The sequence below is a fragment of the Streptomyces sp. KL2 genome (assembly GCF_046529545.1).
GTDB lineage: Bacteria > Actinomycetota > Actinomycetes > Streptomycetales > Streptomycetaceae > Streptomyces > Streptomyces radiopugnans.
Window position 1 is genome coordinate 2,210,020 of record NZ_CP127170.1, and the last position, 20,233, is coordinate 2,230,252.

At 75.0% G+C, this 20,233-nt stretch carries 17 protein-coding genes, 1 pseudogene and 1 riboswitch; of the genes and pseudogenes, 13 read left to right on the forward strand and 5 right to left on the reverse strand.

Annotated features, from left to right (window positions below):
* The first annotated feature begins 27 nt into the window (after nucleotides 1-27).
* A complete protein-coding gene (locus QPK52_RS09835; protein WP_410536977.1) occupies nucleotides 28-1,254 on the forward strand; it encodes a hypothetical protein in 1,227 nt (408 codons plus the stop codon).
* Nucleotides 1,251-2,875: pseudogene (locus tag QPK52_RS09840) on the forward strand (DUF5691 domain-containing protein). The gene QPK52_RS09835 and the pseudogene QPK52_RS09840 overlap by 4 nt, the downstream one beginning before the upstream one ends.
* 58 nt (nucleotides 2,876-2,933) lie before the next feature.
* On the opposite strand, the gene QPK52_RS09845 reads toward QPK52_RS09840, so the two are convergent.
* Nucleotides 2,934-3,344, reverse strand: a complete 411-nt coding sequence (locus tag QPK52_RS09845; RefSeq protein ID WP_093661496.1) for a cobalamin B12-binding domain-containing protein — start codon at nucleotides 3,342-3,344, stop codon at nucleotides 2,934-2,936.
* Nucleotides 3,345-3,649: 305 nt separating this feature from the next.
* Here QPK52_RS09845 and QPK52_RS09850 point away from each other — a divergent pair, with 305 nt between their 5' ends.
* Nucleotides 3,650-4,585 carry an esterase/lipase family protein gene (locus tag QPK52_RS09850; protein WP_410536979.1) on the forward strand — a complete coding sequence of 312 codons (936 nt, stop codon included), beginning with the start codon at nucleotides 3,650-3,652 and terminating at the stop codon, nucleotides 4,583-4,585.
* A gap of 344 nt (nucleotides 4,586-4,929) precedes the next feature.
* Nucleotides 4,930-6,462, forward strand: a complete 1,533-nt coding sequence (locus QPK52_RS09855; protein ID WP_410536981.1) for a peptidoglycan DD-metalloendopeptidase family protein — start codon at nucleotides 4,930-4,932, stop codon at nucleotides 6,460-6,462.
* A 120-nt stretch (nucleotides 6,463-6,582) separates the two neighbouring features.
* Here the strand turns inward: QPK52_RS09855 and pcrA are convergent, their stop codons facing one another.
* On the reverse strand, nucleotides 6,583-9,102 hold the full coding sequence (gene pcrA, locus QPK52_RS09860) for a DNA helicase PcrA (protein ID WP_410536983.1): 2,520 nt from the start codon (nucleotides 9,100-9,102) through the stop codon (nucleotides 6,583-6,585).
* A 59-nt stretch (nucleotides 9,103-9,161) separates the two neighbouring features.
* On the opposite strand from pcrA, the gene QPK52_RS09865 reads away from it, so the two are divergent.
* Nucleotides 9,162-9,764 carry a DUF1707 domain-containing protein gene (locus QPK52_RS09865; protein WP_410536985.1) on the forward strand — a complete coding sequence of 201 codons (603 nt, stop codon included), beginning with the start codon at nucleotides 9,162-9,164 and terminating at the stop codon, nucleotides 9,762-9,764.
* Between the two features lie 177 nt (nucleotides 9,765-9,941).
* Nucleotides 9,942-10,084, forward strand: a riboswitch (cyclic di-AMP (ydaO/yuaA leader).
* Between the two features lie 10 nt (nucleotides 10,085-10,094).
* Nucleotides 10,095-11,294, forward strand: a complete 1,200-nt coding sequence (locus tag QPK52_RS09870) for an NlpC/P60 family protein (RefSeq protein WP_410536987.1) — start codon at nucleotides 10,095-10,097, stop codon at nucleotides 11,292-11,294.
* A gap of 81 nt (nucleotides 11,295-11,375) precedes the next feature.
* On the opposite strand, the gene QPK52_RS09875 is transcribed toward QPK52_RS09870, so the two are convergent.
* Nucleotides 11,376-11,729 carry a hypothetical protein gene (locus QPK52_RS09875; RefSeq protein WP_410536989.1) on the reverse strand — a complete coding sequence of 118 codons (354 nt, stop codon included), beginning with the start codon at nucleotides 11,727-11,729 and terminating at the stop codon, nucleotides 11,376-11,378.
* Nucleotides 11,730-11,864: 135 nt separating this feature from the next.
* Here QPK52_RS09875 and QPK52_RS09880 point away from each other — a divergent pair, with 135 nt between their 5' ends.
* The 3 genes from QPK52_RS09880 to QPK52_RS09890 all read left to right on the forward strand — a co-directional run bounded on the left by QPK52_RS09880 (nucleotide 11,865) and on the right by QPK52_RS09890 (nucleotide 14,238).
* Nucleotides 11,865-12,113: a helix-turn-helix transcriptional regulator gene (locus QPK52_RS09880; protein ID WP_410536991.1), complete on the forward strand. Its 249-nt coding sequence runs from the start codon at nucleotides 11,865-11,867 to the stop codon at nucleotides 12,111-12,113.
* A complete protein-coding gene (locus QPK52_RS09885; protein ID WP_410536993.1) occupies nucleotides 12,110-12,643 on the forward strand; it encodes a hypothetical protein in 534 nt (177 codons plus the stop codon). The genes QPK52_RS09880 and QPK52_RS09885 overlap by 4 nt, the downstream gene beginning before the upstream one ends.
* A 257-nt stretch (nucleotides 12,644-12,900) precedes the next feature.
* Nucleotides 12,901-14,238 carry a hypothetical protein gene (locus QPK52_RS09890; protein WP_410536995.1) on the forward strand — a complete coding sequence of 446 codons (1,338 nt, stop codon included), beginning with the start codon at nucleotides 12,901-12,903 and terminating at the stop codon, nucleotides 14,236-14,238.
* 104 nt (nucleotides 14,239-14,342) lie between these two features.
* Here QPK52_RS09890 and QPK52_RS09895 read toward each other — a convergent pair whose 3' ends face one another.
* A complete protein-coding gene (locus tag QPK52_RS09895; RefSeq protein WP_410536997.1) occupies nucleotides 14,343-15,173 on the reverse strand; it encodes a pectate lyase in 831 nt (276 codons plus the stop codon).
* Between the two features lie 194 nt (nucleotides 15,174-15,367).
* On the opposite strand from QPK52_RS09895, the gene QPK52_RS09900 reads away from it, so the two are divergent.
* Nucleotides 15,368-15,892, forward strand: coding sequence for a SigE family RNA polymerase sigma factor (locus QPK52_RS09900; protein ID WP_410536999.1), 525 nt, complete (start codon nucleotides 15,368-15,370; stop codon nucleotides 15,890-15,892).
* 4 nt (nucleotides 15,893-15,896) lie between these two features.
* Nucleotides 15,897-16,622 carry a hypothetical protein gene (locus QPK52_RS09905; RefSeq protein ID WP_410537001.1) on the forward strand — a complete coding sequence of 242 codons (726 nt, stop codon included), beginning with the start codon at nucleotides 15,897-15,899 and terminating at the stop codon, nucleotides 16,620-16,622.
* On the opposite strand, the gene QPK52_RS09910 is transcribed toward QPK52_RS09905, so the two are convergent.
* Nucleotides 16,550-18,139 carry a PspC domain-containing protein gene (locus tag QPK52_RS09910; RefSeq protein ID WP_410537003.1) on the reverse strand — a complete coding sequence of 530 codons (1,590 nt, stop codon included), beginning with the start codon at nucleotides 18,137-18,139 and terminating at the stop codon, nucleotides 16,550-16,552. The two genes, QPK52_RS09905 and QPK52_RS09910, sit on opposite strands and share 73 nt — an antisense overlap.
* Before the next feature lie 130 nt (nucleotides 18,140-18,269).
* On the opposite strand from QPK52_RS09910, the gene QPK52_RS09915 reads away from it, so the two are divergent.
* Nucleotides 18,270-19,523 carry a PspC domain-containing protein gene (locus QPK52_RS09915; RefSeq protein ID WP_410537005.1) on the forward strand — a complete coding sequence of 418 codons (1,254 nt, stop codon included), beginning with the start codon at nucleotides 18,270-18,272 and terminating at the stop codon, nucleotides 19,521-19,523.
* Entirely contained in the window at nucleotides 19,520-20,206 is a 687-nt protein-coding gene (locus tag QPK52_RS09920; RefSeq protein ID WP_410537007.1) for a LuxR C-terminal-related transcriptional regulator, read from the forward strand. Before QPK52_RS09915 ends, QPK52_RS09920 begins: the two co-directional genes overlap by 4 nt.
* Nucleotides 20,207-20,233 lie beyond the last annotated feature (27 nt).

Below are 20,233 nucleotides of genomic sequence, written 5' to 3' on the forward strand. Positions count from 1 at the left end.
CGTCCGTACGGGGAGAGCGAGGGGCACATGAGCACAGGGGGATCGCGGCGGCCCGCGGAGCGGGGTCAGGCTCCGGCGCCTGACGCCGAGTGCACGGGAGCGGGGGCGGGCCGGCCGTGTGCCGGAGGGGCCGGGGGAGCCGGGGAGCCGGGAGGGACCGGAGAGTCCGGAGGAGCCGGGGGGAGGGATGCCGCTGCCCGCGCCGGGGAGCGGGCGGAGGCCCCGGCCGGCCCGGAGGCGGCGCGGCGGCGGGCCGAGCGGCGGGCCGAACGGATCTCGGCGGGCGCCACCGAACTGGAGCAGCGGCTGGCGGACCTGCTGCGCGCCGGTCTGGCGGACATGGAGGGGTCGGCGGGGGAGGCGGGCCGCGGTGTCTGGGAGGAGACGGCCGCCCGCATGGTGGACGCCCAGGCTCCGGGGCTGGCCGCCCGGGTGCGGGAGCTGGGGACCGTCCCCGGCTCCGGCCCCGGCTGGCCGTCCCGTCTGCTGGAGGAGTGCGCCCTGCTGCATCTGCTGGACCGGGGGTTCCTGAACATCGGCGGGCTGCCGGAGCCGCTGGCGGCGACCGTGCGGACCCGGGTGGGGATCACCACGGAGGCGGCCGGGGTCCTGGCCGACCGCGACGCGCTGGTGCGCGACCACTGGCTGGTGCTGGGCCGGCACGACACCGAGGAGGGGAGGGTGACGGCGCGCCGCGTCTGGCTGCACGGGCGGCGGACCGGGCGCACGGCGCTGGTGCTGTCGTTCACCGCCGGCCCGCCACCGGAGCCGTCCCTCCCGGTGGGGGCCTCGGTGGCCGCCGACCTCGCCTACTACCCCGGCGCCCCCGCGCTGCGCGCCGCTCTCGGCGAGCGGCACGCGGAGCCCGGGCCGGGCGGGCGACCGCCGGGGGGCGGCGTGCACGACGCACTGGCCTCCTACGGCGCCGCGCTGTGCGGCGACCCCTGGCTGGAGGGCTGGCCGGCGATCCTGGCCGGCGTGGTGCCCGTGCCGGTCGGGGAGGGCTGGCAACTGGCCGACGAGAGCGGTTTCGCGCTGCCGGTGGCGGGGACGGCGGGGGTGCGCTCCCGGATGTGGCGGCTCGCCGCCGTCTCGGGCGGTGAGCCGGTCACCGTGTTCGGCGAGTGCGGCCACCGGGGCTTCACCCCGTACACCGTCTGGCCGGGCCCGGGGGCGGCCTCGGGGACGGGTCCTTCGGCGCGGGCTCCGGCGGTTCCGCTCACCTCGGCCGACACGCCGGGCGGTGCGCGGTGAGCTGGGGCGAGCTGGTGGGCGCCGCGCTGCTGGGCGCGGAGCGGCGCACACCGCCCGGCGGCTCGGTCGAGGCGCTGCTGGACGCCGCCGCGGTGGAGACGGTGCGGCGGCGGGCCGGGCTGCGGCCCGCCGCCGCGGCCCCCGGCCGGAGCCCGCGTCCGGGGATCCGCGTCCGCCGCTGCCGCCGGCCGCGGCCCGGCGGCTGTCCGTACTGCTCGCCGACCGCCCCGGCGCGGGCGGCGGGCGCCGCGGTACCGCGCCCGACCTCGCCGAACTGCTGCCGCAGTGGCTGGCCGCCGCGTGCGCCCACGGCTACCGCGCCCCGGCCGAGCTGCTGCCCGCCCTGCTGGACGCGGCCCGCGCCCGCACGGATCTGCGCGCCCGGGCGCTCGACCTGGGCGGGTCGCGGGCCCTGTGGCTGGCGCGGTTCAACCCGGACTGGCGGTTCGCGCTGCGCGGCCGCTCCGGGTACGGGTCCGGCCTGCCCGCCGGGGGCGCGGGCGGGCCGGACGGCACACCGCGGGCGGACGACGGCGCCGTACGGCGGCTGTGGGAGGAGGGCCTGTTCGCCGAGCGGTCGGCACTGCTGCTGTCCCTGCGGCGCCGTGATCCGTCGGCGGCCCGCGAGCTGCTGGCCGGCACCTGGGCCGCGGAGCGGGCCGAGGACCGGCTGATGTTCCTGGACTCGCTGCGCGAGGGCCTGTCGCCGGAGGACGAGGAGTTCCTGGAGCGCGCGCTGGCCGACCGCAGCCGCAACGTACGGGCCACCGCCGCCGAGCTGCTGTCGGCCCTGCCCTCCTCCGCGCTCGCGGCGCGGATGGCGGCCCGGGCCCGCTCCTGCGTCGCGCTGGACCGCACCGGCCGGCCGGACCGGCTGGTGGTCGAGGCGCCGTACGAGTGCGACCCGGGCATGCGGCGCGACGGCGTGGTGCCCGGGGCGCCCCCGGGCCGCGGCGAGCGGTCGTGGTGGCTGGTCCAGGTGGTGGAGGCCGCGCCGCTCGACACCTGGCCGGCGCATCTGGGCGGCCGTACACCCGCCCAGATCACGGCGCTGCCGGTCGCCGACGACTGGGAGGCGGACCTGCACGCCGCCTGGGCGCAGGCCGCCGTGCGCCAGCGGAACGCCGCATGGGCGCGGGCGCTGCTGAGGAAGCCGTGCGCCCCGATGGCCGCGGCCCCGGGCGATCCGGCGAGACTGCTGGCGGTGCTGCCGGCCCGGGAGCGGGCGGAGTGGGCGGCGGAGTTCATAGCCGCCCACGGCCTGTCCGAGGCGTTCCGGGTGCTGGGCGTCTGCGCGGTCCCCTGGGCCGAGCCACTGGGGCGGGCCGTGGTGGACGCGCTGGAGATCGCCCGGGACGCGGGCAGTTATCCGTGGAGCTTCAGCGGGGTGCTGGGCCTGGCCGAACGCTGCCTTGATCCGGGCGGAGCCGACCGCCTCGCCCCGCTGGCCGCGGTCCCGGACGAACCGGAGGACGGCTCACCGGGCGCGGGCGGCTACTGGGCGGAGGCGTTCCAGCGGCTGGTGGCCACGCTCCGCCTCCGCGCCACGATGCTCGCGGAGCTCGAGCCGCCGGGGGGCGGCGGGCCCGCGGAGGGCCGGGCCGCCGCGGACGGCGGATGAGGCGCACCCGCCCCACCGCCCCGACGGCGGGCGTGCCCGGCCCGTACGGCGACCGGCGTCAGGCCGCCACGGAACGCACGTGGGAGCGCACCCACTCCACCACCTCGCCGGTGGGCGCGCCCGGGGTGAAGATCGCCGCGACGCCCTGCTCCTTGAGCGGGGGGATGTCGTCCTCGGGGATGATGCCGCCGCCGAAGACCTTGATGTCCTCGGCGTCGCGCTCCCGCAGCAGCTCCAGGACCTTGGCGAAGAGCGTGTTGTGGGCGCCGGAGAGGATGGACAGCCCGATCGCGTCGGCGTCCTCCTGGATCGCGGTGTCCACGATCTGCTCGGGCGTCTGGTGCAGGCCGGTGTAGATGACCTCCATACCGGCGTCGCGCAGCGCCCGTGCGATCACCTTGGCGCCGCGGTCGTGGCCGTCGAGACCCGGCTTGGCGATCACCACGCGGATCGGACCCGACACACCCATCACTGCCTCCCATAACGACTGCGGCCGGCTGGTCCGCCCGACCTTCTGTCAGCGGGCGGTTACCCGGTGAACGAACGTTATCGCCAGCATCCCCCACCCGGCAGTTCCGCGGTAAGGAGGGAGGGGGAAATCACACGGAAAACCGGCCGTCGCGGCCGGGTCCCGGGGAGGAGCCGGCAGTGGGCCCAGGGTGGTCCGCGACCCCGCGGCCCAGCGATCCGCGTCCACTCTGCATCAGGCCCCCAATCGGGGGGCATACGACCATATATGTCCGGCGCGTGCCACCGGGGAGGAGGTCATCGGCCATGCGGGTCACCAGGGCGCTGCCCTTCTCCTCCGACTCGTTCCTCGGCGCCCTGCCGTTGTCCCTGATCCCCTTCGCCCCGCGTGAGCTGCGGGCAGCCGCGCTGGAGGCGGCGTCCCTGGCGAGCCGCACCCTGCTCTACCCCGCGGGCATGGCGCAGGAACGCTACGCACCGGCTCCGCCGGCGGGCGGGGGCGGGGAGGACGAGCGGGTGCGCCCCGGCTCCCCGCCCGGAGGGAGGCAGGGGAAGGGGCGCGCCGGCGACACGGAAAGCCGCGAGGGGGAGAACTGCCCGCCCGTACTGCTGCTGCACGGCTTCGTCGACAACCGCTCCGTGTTCACGCTGCTGCGCCGCTCACTGGTGCGCAACGGCTGGCGCGACATCCGCGCCTTCAACTACTCCCCTCTCACCTGCGACGTCCGCTGCGCCGCGGAGCGCCTGGCGGAGTGCGTCGAGGAGGTCTGCGGGAGCACCGGCCGCCGCATCGACGTGGTCGGCCACAGCCTGGGCGGCCTGATCGCCCGCCACTACGTCCAGCGGATGGGCGGTGACGCCCGCGTCCGCACCCTGGTGACCCTGGGCACCCCGCACTCCGGGACCCGGGTGGCACCGCTGATGTCGGCCCATCCGATCGTGCGTCAGCTCCGGCCGGACTCCGATGTGATCGAGGAGCTGGCGGGCCCGGCACCGGGCTGCCGCACCCGCTTCGTGGCCTTCTGGAGCGATCTGGACCAGCTCATGGTCCCCGTCGAGACCGCCCGGCTCGACCACCCCGACCTGGACTCCCGCAACGTGCGCGTGAGCGGCCTGGGACATCTGACGCTTCCCGCGCACTGGGAGGTCGCCGCCGGGATCCGGCGTGAGCTGGCCGCGGGGGCGCCGCGCCGGGGGGAACGGGCGGAGCGGACGGACCGGGGATCCGCCGGGGCCGCCTGACCGGCCCCGGCCGGCGGCCCTGTCCGCCGCCGCATCCCGGGACACTCCCCCTCACCGGTCTCCCCGGCGCCCCCGCGTCCGCGCATCCCCGTATCCGTGCATCTCCGTATCCCCGCACGGGAATTCCCGGGCCTCCGGCGCCGGTTCGGCACTTTCCCGCACTCGCTTTATTCGAACTCATTTCGAACGCGCGGCCAAGTACTGATCCGTAGTCCACCGAAAGACGACCGAATGCCCGTTTCCCGGCCGTCCGAAACCTGCCGAAGATTGTCGCCGTCGCGTACCGCCGGGTACAGTCGCCGCACTGCTCCGCCCCTGTCGTCGAGGCGAAAGAGAAGTTGGTGGTGAACGACCGTCACCTGTCGGGAGTCTCGGCCCCCGCCGATTCCCCCGCCGACTCCTCGTACGGCTCCTACAGCTCCCCGTACGACCAGTCCGCCTACGGCCACCAGGGTTCGCAGGACACCCCGTACGGCTACGTCACCGGCACCTCCGACGCATTCGGCGCCGCGTACGGCGACGGCGACCCCCTCTTCGGGGCGTTGCCGGGCGACACCTCCCAGGCCCCCGCCGACCAGCGGTTCCCCTCGGGCGACGGCTGGGCCGGGGACACCGGGCAGCACGCCGCGTACGACGGCTACCCGGCCGCCTCCTGGACGCACGCCCCGGCGCAGCCCGCCGAGTCCCCGGACGGCGGCGGCCACGGCTGGACGGAGACCGGCTACGGCACGGGCGCCCACACCGGCCAGGCGGCCTCCCCCGAGGCCATCTGGACAGGGGACACCGGGCAGCACGCCGCGTACGACGGCTACCCGGCCGCCTCCTGGGACGACTCCGGCTCCTACCCCGCGGTGGGGCCCGAGCCCGAGGCCGGCGACGGACAGCCCTACGGCGAGTACGGCCAGTACGGCCAGTACTCCGAACACTCCGAGTACGGCGCCCACTCCTCCGCCGACACGGACGGATCCGGCGCCTTTCCCGCGCCCGAACCCGAACCCGGTCCCGGACCCGCCGAGTCCGCCGATTCCACAGAGCGGCCCGGTGCCTCCGAACCCTTCGACCTCCCCGGCCCGGCCCGGCCGGAGGAGCACGAGGAGGATCCGCGGAGGTCCGGGCCGCCGGCACGTCCGGCCGGTTCGCGCCGCCGCCGCTCTGCACGGCCGAAGCGCTCGGCGCTGCTCACCGTCGCCGTGCCGTCCGTCTGCGTCATGGGCGTGACCGCCGTGGCCGCCGCCTCCGTCAGCGGCGTCGGCGACGAGGCCGAGGACACCGCCGCCCAGGCCGCCCCCGACGCCGCCTCCGCGGTCAAGTCCGAAGCGGCCAACAGCAAGCTCGACACCCAGCTCGCCGGGCTCTCCGACGAGGTCGAGGGCTTCGCCGACCGGGCCAGCCGCACCCAGGAGCGCATCGACCTCAAGGAGCGCCAGGAGGCCGAGCGCAAGCGCAAGGCGGCCGAGGCGGCGCGCAAGGAGGCGATGCGCCCCAAGTTCGCGCTCCCGGTGGCCCAGCATGGGCTCAGCGCGTACTACGGGCAGGCCGGCATCAACTGGATGTCGCTGCACACGGGCCTGGACTTCCCCGTCAGCTACGGCACCCCGGTCATGGCCGCCACCGACGGCACGGTCAGGACCCAGTGGAACAGCGCCTACGGCAACATGGCGATAGTGACCGCGCCCGACGGCACCGAGACCTGGTACTGCCATCTGAGCAGCACCCGGATCCGCTCCGGCTACGTCAAGGCCGGCGACACCATCGCCTACTCCGGCAACTCCGGGAACTCCACGGGTCCCCATCTGCACTTCGAGGTGCGGCCGGCCGGCGGCGCGGCCATCGACCCGCTGCCCTGGTTCCGCGCCCAGGGTCTCGACCCCACCTGATCCCGCCTCCGGCCCGGTCCTGGACTTCCGGCCCCGGGCCGGCCGGGGCCGGTCGCAGGGAGCCCGGGGCGCGGAAAGCCCCGGCCCCCGACTCGCGCCGGCCGCGGGGTCAGGGCCTCCTCAGAGCTTCTCCACCGGGGCGTAGCGCAGCAGCAGCCGCTTCGGCTTGTCGCCGCCGAAGTCGATCGTCGCCTCCGCGTTGTCCCCGCTGCCCTTCACGGCCACGACCCTGCCCAGCCCGAAGCTGTCGTGCGTCACCCGGTCCCCCACCTCCAGTGCGACGACCGGGCGGTCCTTGGCCCGTCCCGTGGCGAAGCCGCTCGGACCGCGCCGCCGCGACGCCGCCGGTCCCGACGGGAACGACGGGAACGACGAGGACAGCGACGACGACAGGGAGGACGCCGTCGGCGACAGCCCTCCGGCGCCGCTCCCCCGGCCTCCGCCCGGCGCGGCCGTCGGCCCCGTGCGCTTCCACTCCAGGTACTGCTCCGGGATCTCCTCCAGGAAGCGGGAGGGCGGGTTGTAGGCGGGCTGCCCCCACGCGCTGCGCATCGCCGAGCGCGTGAGGTAGAGCCGCTCGCGCGCCCGCGTGATGCCGACGTACGCCAGCCGCCGCTCCTCCTCCAGTTCCTTGGTCTTGCCCAGGGTCCGCATGTGCGGGAAGACGCCGTCCTCCATCCCCGTCAGGAAGACGACCGGGAACTCCAGGCCCTTGGCGGTGTGCAGCGTCATCAGCGTCACCACGCCCGAGCCCTCGGCGTCCTCGTCCGGGATCTGGTCGGAGTCGGCGACGAGGGCCACCTGCTCCAGGAACTCCGCGAGCGTTCCCGGGTTCTCGCCGCGCTCCTGCTCGAACTCCAGCGCCACGGCGGCAAGTTCCTGGAGGTTCTCCACGCGGGTCTCGTCCTGCGGATCGGTGGAGGCCTGAAGCTCCGCCAGGTAGCCGGTGCGCTCCAGCACCGCCTCCAGTACGGTCGCCGGCCCGGCGCCGGACTCCACGACCGTCCGCAGGTCGTCCATCAGCGCGTTGAAGCGCTTGACGGCGTTGGCCGAGCGGGCCGCCATGCCGTACGCCTCGTCGACGCGGCGCAGCGCCTGCGGGAAGGTGATCCGCTCGCGCAGCGCCAGCGCCTCGATCATCGCCTCGGCCCGGTCGCCGATGCCCCGCTTGGGGACGTTGAGGATGCGGCGCAGCGGTACGGCGTCCTCGGGGTTGGCCAGCACCCGCAGGTACGCCAGGACGTCGCGGACCTCCTTGCGCTCGTAGAAGCGCACTCCGCCGACGACCTTGTACGGCAGGCCGACCCGGATGAAGACCTCCTCGAAGACGCGGGACTGGGCGTTGGTGCGGTAGAAGACGGCGACGTCGCCCGCCTTCGCCTCGCCCGCGTCCGTCAGCCGGTCGATCTCCTCGGCGACGAACTGCGCCTCGTCGTGCTCGGTGTCGGCCACGTAGCCCGTGATGCGGGCCCCGGACCCGGCGTCGGTCCACAGGTTCTTCGGGCGGCGGTTCTCGTTCCGCTCGATGACGGCGTTGGCGGCCGAGAGGATGGTCTGGGTGGAGCGGTAGTTCTGCTCCAGCAGGATGGTGGTCGCGTCCGGGTAGTCCTCCTCGAACTGGAGGATGTTGCGGATGGTGGCGCCGCGGAAGGCGTAGATCGACTGGTCGGCGTCGCCCACCACGCACAGCTCGGCACGCCCGCCCGCGGCCGCGCCCTCCTCGCTGCCGTCCACGCCCACCAGCTCCCTGATCAGGGTGTACTGGGCGTGGTTGGTGTCCTGGTACTCGTCGACCAGCACATGGCGGAAGCGGCGGCGGTAGTGCTCGGCGACGTCGGGGAACGCCTGGAGCAGGTGGACCGTCGTCATGATGATGTCGTCGAAGTCCAGGGCGTTGGCCTCCCGCAGCCGCGCCTGGTACATCGCGTACGCCTGGGCCAGCGTCTTCTCGAAACCGTCGGACGCCCTGGCCGCGAAGTCCTCCTCGTCGACCAGTTCGTTCTTCAGGTTCGACACCTGCGCGCTGAACGACTTGGGCGGGAATCGCTTGGGATCCAGGTCCAGGTCCCGGCAGACCAGTGCCATCAGACGGCGGGAGTCGGCGGCGTCGTAGATCGAGAAGCTGGAGGTGAAGCCGAGCTTCTTGCTCTCGCGCCGCAGGATGCGCACGCACGCGCTGTGGAAGGTGGAGACCCACATCGACTGGGCGCGCGGGCCGACCAGCTCCGCCACGCGCTCCTTCATCTCGCCCGCGGCCTTGTTGGTGAAGGTGATCGCGAGGATCTCCCCGGGGTGGACGCCGCGCGCGCCCAGCAGGTGCGCGATGCGGTGGGTGAGCACCCGCGTCTTGCCGGACCCGGCGCCCGCGACGATCAGCAGGGGCGAGCCGGTGTGCACCACGGCCGCGCGCTGCTGGTCGTTGAGCCCCTCCAGCAGGGCGGCCGGATCGACGACGGGACGGGCCGCGCCGTTGCCGTAGTAGGCGTCGCGCGCCCCGCCTCCGCCGAAGGCGCCCGCGAAGAGGTCGTCGGGGACGTCGTCCTCCGGCGGCGCGGACGCCTCCTCCGGCGGGGGCGGCGGCTCCTCGTCCCCGGAGGGCTCGAGGTCGGCCAGGAAGCTGTCGTCGAAGAGGCTGCTCATCGCCGTCGAGTCTAGGACGCCGCGCCCGCGGCCGGGGCGGCCCTCCTAAGATGGCGGGCATGACCGACGCCCCCGCGCCCCGCCCCCGTCCCGGCTCGGAGCTGCGCGCCGGGCACACCGACCGTGAGGCGGTGGCCGAGCGACTGCGCGAGGCCGCCGGCGACGGCCGCATCGACCTGGAGGAGCTGGACGAGCGGCTGGAGAGGGCGTTCGCCGCCAAGACCTACGGCGAACTGGAGGCACTGGTCGCGGACCTGCCCGGCCAGGACGCGGCGGGCCTGGCCCCGAGCGCCCAGGAGCCGCTGGCGCTGAGGACGGTCGCCGGCGACATCCGGCAGGACGGCCACTGGATGGTGCCGGAGCGGATCACCGCCAAGACCACGCTGGGGCGGATCGTGATCGACTTCACGCGGGCGGAGTGCCGCCACCGGGAGGTCCGCCTGGAGCTCGACGCGGGAATGGGCGAGATCAAGGTCGTCGTGCCGCGCGGCTGGACGGTGCGGGCCGAGGGGGTGACCTCCGGAATGGGGTCCGTCCGGAACCGGGCCACCGAACCGCCCGTGCCCGGGATGCCGGTGCTGCGGATCAGCGGCGGCTCCAAGGTGGGGACGATCGTCGTGCGCCACCCGTACCGCTGGCCCGGGCGCCGCTCCCGCGACTGAGCGCCGCCGCCCCCGGAGCGGCAGGTCCCGGCGGCGGGCCCCCGAAACGGACGATAACCGACCGATAACGAATCGGTTTCGGGATATACCGAACACCGGCCTTCACAGGAGCCCCACCAGTGCTCTACGGTCCAGCGTCAGGCGGCCCGGACCCCTCGCCGGCGACAGCGTCGGCACGGGCGGCCTCCGCCGAGCCCGGCCGTGCGGCCGGGGCCGGGGACCCACTCCCCACCGGGGTGAATCGGGCCCGCGGGCCCGTAGGGCGGACTTCCGACGCCCGAACCCGTCAGCTAACCCGGTAGGCGGTGTTCCACGGAAGGAGCGCCCGCCTTGGCGTCGCACCGCAGACCGCGCACCCCCCTGCTGTCCCCCGCCTCCCGTCGCGGAGCGGTCGGACTCACCACCGCGGCCATCGCCTCCGCGACCCTTCTCTCCCAAGGTCCCGCCCAGGCCGCGCCCGAGGACGGCAGGCCCTCGATCGAGGAGGTCCGCAAGCGGGTGGACGCGCTGTACCGGGAGGCGGGCAGCGCGACGCAGAAGTACAACGCGGCCAAGGAGAAGGCGGACGAGCAGCGCGAGGAGGTCGACCGGCTCCTCGACGAGGCCGCCGAGCGCGCGGACAGGCTCAACGACGCCCGCCGGAAGCTGGGCGGCTACGCCACCGCGCAGTACCGCAGCGGAGGGGTCTCCGACACCGCGGTGCTGCTCCTGTCCGACGACCCCCAGGACTTCTTCGGCCGCAAGCACCTGATGGACCGGATCACCGACCGCCAGCGGCAGGCCGTCGACGACTACCGGGACGAGCAGCGCGCGGCTCGGAAGAAGCGCTCGGAGGCGTCGGCGAGCCTGGCCGAACTCACCGACGCCCAGAAGGAGCTGGCGGACAGCAGGAAGACCGTCCAGGGCAAGCTGGCGCAGGCCCGGAAGCTGCTGTCGGAGCTGACCGCCGAGGAGAAGGCGCGCCTGGCCGCTCAGGAGCGCAGGCGGCAGGAGGAGGCCCGCCGCAAGGCCGCCGCCGCCGCTGCCGAGCGCGAGAGGCGGCAGGCCGAGGCCGAGGCGGCCGCCGAGCGCGAGAAGCGGGACGAGACGCCGGCGGACAGCGGCACGGACACCGGCGGCGGCAGCACGGGCACGGGCGGCACGGACACCGGAACCGGCGGCGCCGCGGACGACTCGTACGCCGCGAAGGCACAGAAGGTGCTCGCCTTCGCCGAGGCCCAGCTCGGCAAGCCGTACGTCTGGGGCGCCACCGGCCCCAACTCCTACGACTGCTCGGGGCTGACCCGGGCCGCCTGGCTCAGCGCGGGCGTCTCACTGCCGCGCACCACCTACGACCAGGTGAACGCGGGCGCCCGGATCGCCAAGGCCGACATGCGGCCCGGAGATCTGGTCTTCTTCTACGACGACATCAGCCACGTCGGCGTCTACGCGGGCGGCGGCCAGATGATCCACGCGCCGAAGCCGGGCGCCGAGGTGCGCTACGAGTCCGTCGACCACATGCCCTTCCACAGCGCGGTCCGGCCGGCCTGAGACGGGACGGCGGGCGGCCGTGCCTCCGCACCGCCGCCCGCCCGACGGCCGCCGCCCGCCGTCGGCCGTCGGCACAGCCGCCTACGTCCACATGACGGCGATGAAGATGTTGGCGACGGTGAGCAGGCCGATGGTGCCGAACAGCGGCGCGGGCAGCCGCTCCTCGTCCCGCTTGACGTAGACCAGGCCGAGGATCACCACCAGCAGGGCGAGCTTCACACCGATCTTGATGTGGTTGACGGTCTGGCCGTCCGCCTCGTTCAGGCCCACCAGGGCCACGCCCGTCACCAGCATGGTGAGGGCTCCGTGCAGCATCGCGGGGACGATGCGGGCCTCGCCGGCGCCCATGGCCTTCATCTGTGTCATGAAGCCGCCGAGCAGGGCGCCGATGCCGACTATGTGCAGGCCGACGAAGAAGTGGGTGAGTGCCTCCATGGCACGCGAGCGTATCCGGGGGCCTCCCCACCCCCGCCGGCCAGGGCGCTCTTCCGCCCCTCCGTCCGGTTCCCGCAGCCTCCCTCCCTCGCCGCCTTGTTGCCGGTGCACTCAAATATGTAGTACTTCTTATACATGAGCGAGCAGGTGCACAACAGGCTGGCCATGGTGCGGGCGGAGCGGAAGGTCTCCCGCCGACGCCTGGCGGAAGCGGTCGGCGCCCACTACCAGACCATCGGCTACATCGAACGCGGCGACTACAACCCGAGTCTCGACCTGGCTCTGCGGATCGCCGCCTTCTTCGGGCTGCCCGTCGAGGCGCTGTTCTCCCTGGAGCCCTTCCGCCCGCTCACCGACGAGGTCTACGGGAGGAAACCGGTATGAGGACCACCACGCGCCACGACCGGCGCATGCTGCGGTTGATGAACGACCCGCGCCACCGGCGCCTCCACGCCACCCGTGCGCGCCGGCGCGGCCTCGTCGCCGCGCACGTCGCCCTGACCGCCGCCGTACTCGCCGTCCTGGCGCCGGTGGCGGCCCCTTCGGCGGACACCGGCCCGCGCTGGGCCGCGCTCGCCGCCCTCCTCCTGCTGACGGCGGCGTGGTGCGTCGTCACCGGGGCGCTCAACCTCGCCACCCACGGCCTGATGGAGCTGCGCGCCCGGATGCTGGACGAGCGCCAGCGCGCAGAGCGCGGGCGGGCCTTCGTCCTGGCCCACCGGACCTCCCTCGTCCTGCACCTGGCCGCGCTGCTGTGGCTGCTCCTGGCGTTCGGCGGCGAGGAGGCGGTATCCGTCCGGACCCTGGCCGGGACCGTGCTCGTCCTGCTGGTCGCGCACTGGCTGCTGCCGCTGTGGGCGGCCGCGCTGACCGCACGCGACGAACCGGCCGACGAACCGGCCGAGGAGGACTGAACGGCCCCTTCACCCTCGGGGGCGCACCGCCCGCCGGGGCGGCTCACTCGTCCGGGTGGTGAACGCACGGCGCCCCTGGAGGCGTCCCCCTCCGCGCCACTGCCGCGAACCGGCTCCCGCGCCCGGGAGGACGGGCCGGGGACGGGCCGGGGAACATGCCCCGAACACCGCCCCGGCCCCCTCCCCGTAGGGCACAATTCCCTCCCGTTGCCGGAGAGTCGGCGGCTCGGGGAGAGCCGGGGAGAGGTGGGTCGACAGTGGCCGTGGACACGGCGCGGGGCGGCGGTACGGCGGGCGCGCCCCCGGGAGGGACGGCGAGACCGTCCGGCGCGGCGGGCGGCGCTCCGCCGGCCGGGCACGGCGGCGGCTGCGCCTGTACGGACTGCCCGCACGGGGTGCGGGAGGGCCGCCGCCGCGCGCTCGCCGAGTTCCGGCGGCGGCGCGACGAACTCGCGGCGGGCGGCGGAGTGCCCGCCGCCCTCGCCCACTCGCCCGGCGCGTCCCGCCAGTGGGTCTCCGACGAGCTGACCCAGGCGGCCCGCACCGTCGCCGAGCGCACCCGCGCCGAGGCCGGTTTCCGGCTGGGCAGGCTGTGGCGGCACACCGCCGCCGCCGTCTGGGGCGCGGTCGCGCTGCTGCTGGCCGCCCAGGCCGCCACGGCGGTGCTCGGCGCGGGCTGGACGGCCGGACGCACCGCCGCACTGGCCGCCGCGCTGGTGTGCGCGGCCGCGCTGACCGCCGCCGCCCGGCTGCACCGGGCGCGCGGCGGGGTGCTGGCGCCGGTGACCGGCGAGGACGGACGGCTGTCCACCTCGCGTACGGTCGCCGCCGTCTGGGTGCTGCTGGCCTCGTACTCCGTGCTGGCCGTCGCCGCCGGACTGGCCCTCGCGCCCGGCGCGGACGCGCGTGCCCGGCTGCTCGCCGGACTGGACCTGGGGCGCGGCGCCGGGCTGCTGACCGTCCTCGCCCTGTGCTGCGCGGTCGCCGTCACCGTGCGGCGGACCGTCGTGCTGCGGGTGCGGGCGCAGCGGCTGCAGAAGGTGCGCGCCGACCGGCCGCGCGCCGCCGACCTGCTCACCGACGACAGCGGGCGCGGCTCCTTCACGGACGTGCAGTACGTGGCGGTGTGCTCGGTGGCGGCGGTCTTCGCGGCGGTACGGCTGGCCCGCCGGCCCGGCGAACTGCCGGACCTGCCCTGGGGCCTGGCGCTGCTGGTGGCGATCTCGGCGCTGACGTACCTGGCCGGGAAGTACTCCGAGGGCGGCCGGCCCGTCATCCTGTCCGTCGTCCGCTCCCGCGAGGTGGGCGACCTGGACGCGCCCATCCGCACCGGCGACGACATCGAGATCCGCGGCTCGGGCTTCGTGCCGCCCGGCGCGGAGGCGCCGGACCTGCTGGCCCGGACGACGGTGCGCATCGGCACCGTCCACGTCCACGTGCCGCTGGTCCCGGTGGCCGGGGGCTTCGCCAACCCGGCCGACACCGTGCTGACCGTCCCCGTGCCGGTGGATGTCGAGCCCGGCCGGGTCGAGGTGCAGGTGATCACCGCGGCGGGTGTGGAGACCAACCGCTACTCCATCGACGTCCTGGACTGAACCGGGCCGGACCGGACCGGAAACCGCATCCGCGCCCGCCGGGAGGGGAACCGGCGGACGCGGACGGGCGGAGGGGGCCGCTTCAGCGGCTGTTCAGCGGCGGCTCACTCGTAGGTGATGTCGGAGGCCGAGTAGAGGCAGTGCCTGCCGTCCGGGCCGCTGCCGATCCTGGAGGGCTCCTTGCCGCTGCTGTTGCCCTGGTAGCGCTCGCACGGCGTGATCTTCTTCTTGGGGTCGCCGGTGATCGTGACGTTCCGCAGGGTGGCGGTGTCCCCGTAGTTGCTGTTGATGCCGACCAGGGACTTGCCGGGCGCGGTGACCGTCACACCGTCGACGACGACGTGCCGGGTGTACTGCTTCTTGCAGTTGCCGCAGGCGCGCACCAGCTTGCCGAAGTCGGCCACGTCGAAGTTCCTCACCGTCAGCGTGCCCGCGCCGTTGAACTGGAAGACCTTGTCCGAGGCCTTGCGGGCGCCGCCGCCGGTGACGGTGTACTTCGCCGAGGACGAGGTGCCCTTGAAGGTGGCGGCGTCCTCGCCGACGTCCTCCCACCACACGTTCTGCAGGGTGCAGCTGCCCGTGCAGTGCACGCCGTCGGCGGCGGGGGCTCCGAGGATCACGTTCTTCAGGACGGCCCCGTCCTTCAGCTTGAAGACCGGGTCCTGGCCCTCGTCCTGGCCGTCGCCGCCGAGCTCGCCGCTGCCGTGGTAGCGCTTCATGCCGCCGTCGAGGGTGCCCGACACCTCGATGGTGGAGGAGACCGCCTGGGTGCCCTTGGCGGTCGGCCAGGTGGCGGCGGCGCCCGCCGGCGAGGTCAGCACGGCGCCGGTGGCGACCGCCGCTCCCGTCGCCACGGCGGCGGTCAGGGCCGCGACGGTACGGCGGCGGGTGAACCGCCTGCGGTGGCCGCCGCGTTGATGGGTTCTCTGGTTCATAGGGGGTTTCCGACTCTCGTGGGGGTCTGCTTTCAGCCTCCTGTCGCCGCCGGGGCCCGGGAGGTTGCCGCCCGAAGGGGAATTCCCCGCACCGGTGCGACAAGGACCCGCGGACTTACGCAACAAGGTTTCGCAAGCGGTTACTATGCTCAGCGCCCCACGTCGGGCATGAGCACACCAAACGGAGGCTCGCCATGGTCCTGGACGACGCGTCGGCCGAGTTCCATGACTTCTTCGAGCACCACCACGCCGAACTCGCCCGCCTCGCCTACATGCTGACGGGCGAGCCGGACACGGCCGAGGACCTGGCGGCCGACGCGCTGGTCGAACTCTGGCACCGCTGGGACCGCGTACGCCGCGCCGACCACCCGGTCGCCTACGCCCGCGGCGTCGTCGCCAACAAGGCCCGCTCCCGCATCCGCAGCGCGGTGCGCGAGCGGCGCCGCATCGCCCTGTTCCGCCTCCACCGCTCCGAGCGGGTGGACGATCCGGACGTGGCGGCCGTCGTGGACGTGCGGACGGCCCTGGCGAGGCTGTCCTTCGGCAAACGCGCCTGCGTGGTGCTCCGTCACGCCCTCGACCTCTCCGAGAAGGAGACCGCGCTCGCCCTCGGGGTGTCGGTGGGTACCGTCAAGAGCCAGACCTCCAAGGGCATGGCGGAACTGCGCCGGCTGCTGGGCACACGGACCGCCGGCGAGCTGGTGGGAAGAGAGCACTGAATCGATGGACCCCCTGCACGAACTGCTGCGGGAAGAGGCCGGCTCCTACCGGCCGGACCGGGCGCGCATGTACGCGCGGGTGAGCCACGCCGTCTCCGCCGGGCCGGACGGCGGTCCCGGCCGCCTCCGCGTCCGGGTGCGCGGCATGTCGCGGCCCCGGGTCGCCCTCGTCGCCGTGGCCTCGACCGCGGCGCTCCTGGCCGGCGCCCACACCCTCACCTCCCTGGTCCGCGAGGACGGCCCGGCGCGGGAGGTGGCCACCGCCCCGCTCCCGGCGCCGCCGGACCCGGACGCCGCGCAGTCCTCCCCCGCCGGACGGGTCCCGGACGCGCCGAGCAGCGGGCCCCTGCGCTCCGAGGGCGCCGTCGACCCCCACAGCAACGCCTACTGGGCGCAGAGCAACGTCACACTCACCACCCGCGAGCCCCTCACCTCGCTCGTGCTGGAGGTGCGGATCGCCCAGACCGGCGGCGTACGGCACACCGGGAGCTGGCGGACCCTGCCCGAGGCCGACTTCACCGTCACCGCCCGCGAGGCCGGCGGCGCGCTGGTCTACCGCTGGGCGCTGAAGGAGGGCCGGACCGTCCCCGCCGGGCGGCACGTCTTCGCCGCCCAGTACGACCATGCGGCCGGTGCGCGGGAGGCGGCGGGCGACGGCTACACCGCGACCGCCGCGGCGGCGGACGGCGAGTACACGGTCCGGGGTTCGTTCCGGAGCCCGTCCGGCTGACGGCCGGCCGGCGGCCGGGCGCGCGCCGCCTCGCCGCCCGCGCTCCCGGTCGGCTCCTGCACCGTCCCCTTCCCCGGCTCCTCCGGCTCCTCCGGCTCCTCCGGCCCCTTGGAGCCGTCCCCCTCCCCGGCCGCCCCGTCCGGCCGGTGCTGCACGATCACGACCTCGCCCACCCCGACGCGGACGGTCAGCCGCAGCGTGCCCCCCGGGCGGCCGTCCTCGGCCGGGGGCAGTGTGCGCCGCTCGGCGATTCCGATCCCGCCGCCCTGCGCGCTCCCCCAGCCGCCGGCCCCGGGCAGTCCGGCGAGCCGGTAGCCGCCGACGCCCACGTCGACGGTCAGCTCCACCTCGACGTCGTGGGGGACCGTGATCCGCGCCTCGCCCGCGCCCAGGTCCAGCACCGTGCTCAGCGTCCGCCCCTCGCCCGGACTCGCTTCCGACAGGTCGAGCAGGGCCGAACCGGTGCCCAGCTCGTACCGCTCCTCGACCGCGGCGGCGCTCACCGGGCTCCACGCCCGGTCGGCCCAGTCGGTGGTGATGTCCCTCGGCAGCAGCATCGAACCCGCCAGCAGCAGGCCGGTGCACATGATCGCGAAGAACGTCCCCCCGCCGATCCGCCCGTAGAAGACGCTGACCAGCGCGCCCAGGACGAAGACGCCCAGCGCCGAGCCGAGGCCCACGGAGAGCGCCACGCCCAGCGGCTGCGTGTGCCAGACGGCGGCGGCGCCGATCACCGCGGCGGCCAGCGCGAGCAGGAAGACCGGGCCGCCGATCGGTCTGCGCCCGCGCGGCGTACCGGACCGCTCCGGGCCGCCACCGTCCCCGCTCCCGCCCGGCGCCTCCTTCGCGTACGGAGGCGCGCCCGCGTCCGGGCCGACGGACGGCTCGTCCTCCGGCCCCCACAGGTACCCGGTGTCCCGCGGCGTCTGCGGCGGCCCGTCCTTCGTCAGCGGCTCGCGCCACCACGACGGCCCGGCCGGTGCGGGCGGGGCCTGCGCCTCGGGGGGCGCGTCGGCGACGGCGTGCGCCGTCACCGGATCGGCCGGGCTCCCCTGCTCCTCCGCGGCCGCGGCGCGGCGCCGGTGCCGGGACCAGTAGGCCGCGCCCGCGACGGATCCGGCCAGCAGCACGGAGAACGTCTGCGTCCCGCCGTCGCCGCCGCCGCCCAGCGAGTTCAGGAACAGCCCGCTGCCGACGAGCGCGCACAGCACCGCGCTCAGCGTGGTGCCCTCCACCCGGCCCGACAGCAGCCGCCGCCCCTCGTTCTCGTCCTCGCCCTCCAGCGGGACGAGCAGCCAGGCGAAGCCGTAGAAGAGCAGGCCGAGACCGCCGACGACCGACAGCACGGCCAGCGGCACGCGGAAGATCACCGGATCGAGTTCGTAGTGGCGGCCCAGGCCGCCGCACACCCCGGCGACGACCTTGTGCCGGCGGCTGCGGGTGAGCCGCGCTCCGGCCTCCGGATTCTCCGGCGCGTCCGTCTGGGGCTCGCCGGCGGGCGGCTGGGCGTCCTTCATGGGGACCATGGTGGCGTGCCGCCCGCTCCCGGACATCAGGGGGCGTCCCGGAGGCGACCCTGAGTTCTCCGGGCCGGATCAGGGACCGACCCTGATGCCCCGCGCCGCACACCCGTGTGACGATCGTGGCATGACCACCACCGCCCCGCCTCCCGCTGCCGAGTCCCCGCCGCTGCGCAGGCTCTACCGCAGCTCCGAGGGACGGCTGCTCGGCGGTGTCACACGCGGCCTGGCCGGACACCTGGGCGTTCCGGTCTCCTGGGTGCGGATCGTCTTCCTCGTGCTGTTCATGACCAACGGCCTGGGCGCCCTGCTGTACGCCGCCTTCTGGTTCTTCGTGCCGCTGGGCGCGGGCGGCGTCGAGGCCGCGCCGAGGAGGGCGGACGGGCCCCGGCACGTCCGCAGGCCCGACAAGGGCCAGCTCCTGGCGGTGCTGGCGCTGGTCGTGGCGCTGGGAGCCCTGGGCTCCAACCTCCAGTTCGGCGCGGCGAACGCCTACGTCTGGCCGCTGCTGCTGGCCGGGATCGGCGTGGCCGTCGTCTGGCGGCAGGCGGACAACTCCCGGCGGGCCCACTGGGCGGAGGTCAGCCGCCGCAGGCGGCTGCTGCCCATCGCCCGCAGCGCGGCCGGCGCCCTCCTGGTCGGTGTGGGCATCACCGGCTTCGCCGTCACCCGGGGTCTGGGCCCGCATCTGGGCACTGTGCTCCAGGCGTCTCTGGCACTGCTGGTCGGCACGGCGCTGCTGGCCGGCCCGTATCTGATCCGCCTCACCCAGGACCTGTCCCAGGAGCGGCTGATGCGCATCCGGGCGCAGGAGCGGGCCGAGGTGGCCGCCCACGTCCACGACTCCGTCCTGCACACCCTCACCCTGATCCAGCGCAACGCGGACAACCCCCGCGAGGTGGCCCGCCTCGCCCGCGCCCAGGAGCGCGAGCTGCGGGCCTGGCTCTACAAGCCGACCGGCACGGGCAGGGACGAGGAGGAGGAGCCGGACACCCTGGCCGACGCGGTGCGGGCGGCCGCCGCCGAGGTGGAGGACCACCACGGGGTGCCGGTGGAGGTGGTCTGCGTCGGCGACTGCCCGCTGGACGAGAGGCTGGGCGCGCAGCTCCAGGCCGCCAGGGAGGCGATGGTCAACGCCGCCAAGTACGGTGGCGAGGGCGGCCCGGTGCAGGTCTTCGCGGAGGTCGAGGGGCGTACGGTCTTCGTCTCCGTGCGCGACCACGGCCCCGGCTTCGACCTGGACTCGGTGCCGCCGGACCGGATGGGCGTACGGGAGTCGATCATCGGCCGGATGCGGCGCAACGGCGGTACGGCGGTGCTGCGTTCCGCCCCCGAGGGCGGCACGGTGGTGGAGCTGGAGATGGAGAGGGCGGAAACATGAACGAGGAGCAGCACCGGGAGCAGCGCCGGGCCCGGGTGGTCCTGGTGGACGACCACCGGATGTTCCGCACGGGCGTCCAGGCGGAGATCGGGAACACCGCCGAGACCGGGGTCGAGGTCGTCGGCGAGGCCGCCGACGTGGACCAGGCCGTCACCGTCATCACCGCGACCCGTCCCGACGTCGTCCTGCTCGACGTCCACCTGCCCGGCGGCGGCGGGGTGGAGGTGCTGCGCCGCAGCGCGGCGCTGATGGCCGACCCCGAGCGCCCGGTGCGCTTCCTGGCCCTGTCGGTCTCGGACGCGGCCGAGGACGTCATCGGCGTCATCCGCGGCGGCGCCCGCGGCTACGTCACCAAGACGATCACCGGCGCGGACCTGGTCAGGGCCGTCTTCCGGGTCGCCGAGGGCGACGCGGTGTTCTCCCCGCGCCTGGCGGGCTTCGTCCTGGACGCCTTCGCCTCCACCGACGCCCCGCCGGTGGACGAGGACATGGACCGCCTCACCCAGCGCGAGCGCGAGGTGCTGCGCCTGATCGCGCGCGGCTACGCCTACAAGGAGATCGCCAAGCAGCTGTTCATCTCGGTCAAGACCGTCGAGAGCCATGTCTCGGCGGTGCTGCGCAAGCTCCAGCTCTCCAACCGCCACGAACTCACCCGCTGGGCCACGGCCCGCCGCCTGGTGTGAGGTCCCCCGGGCCCGCGATCCGGCCCG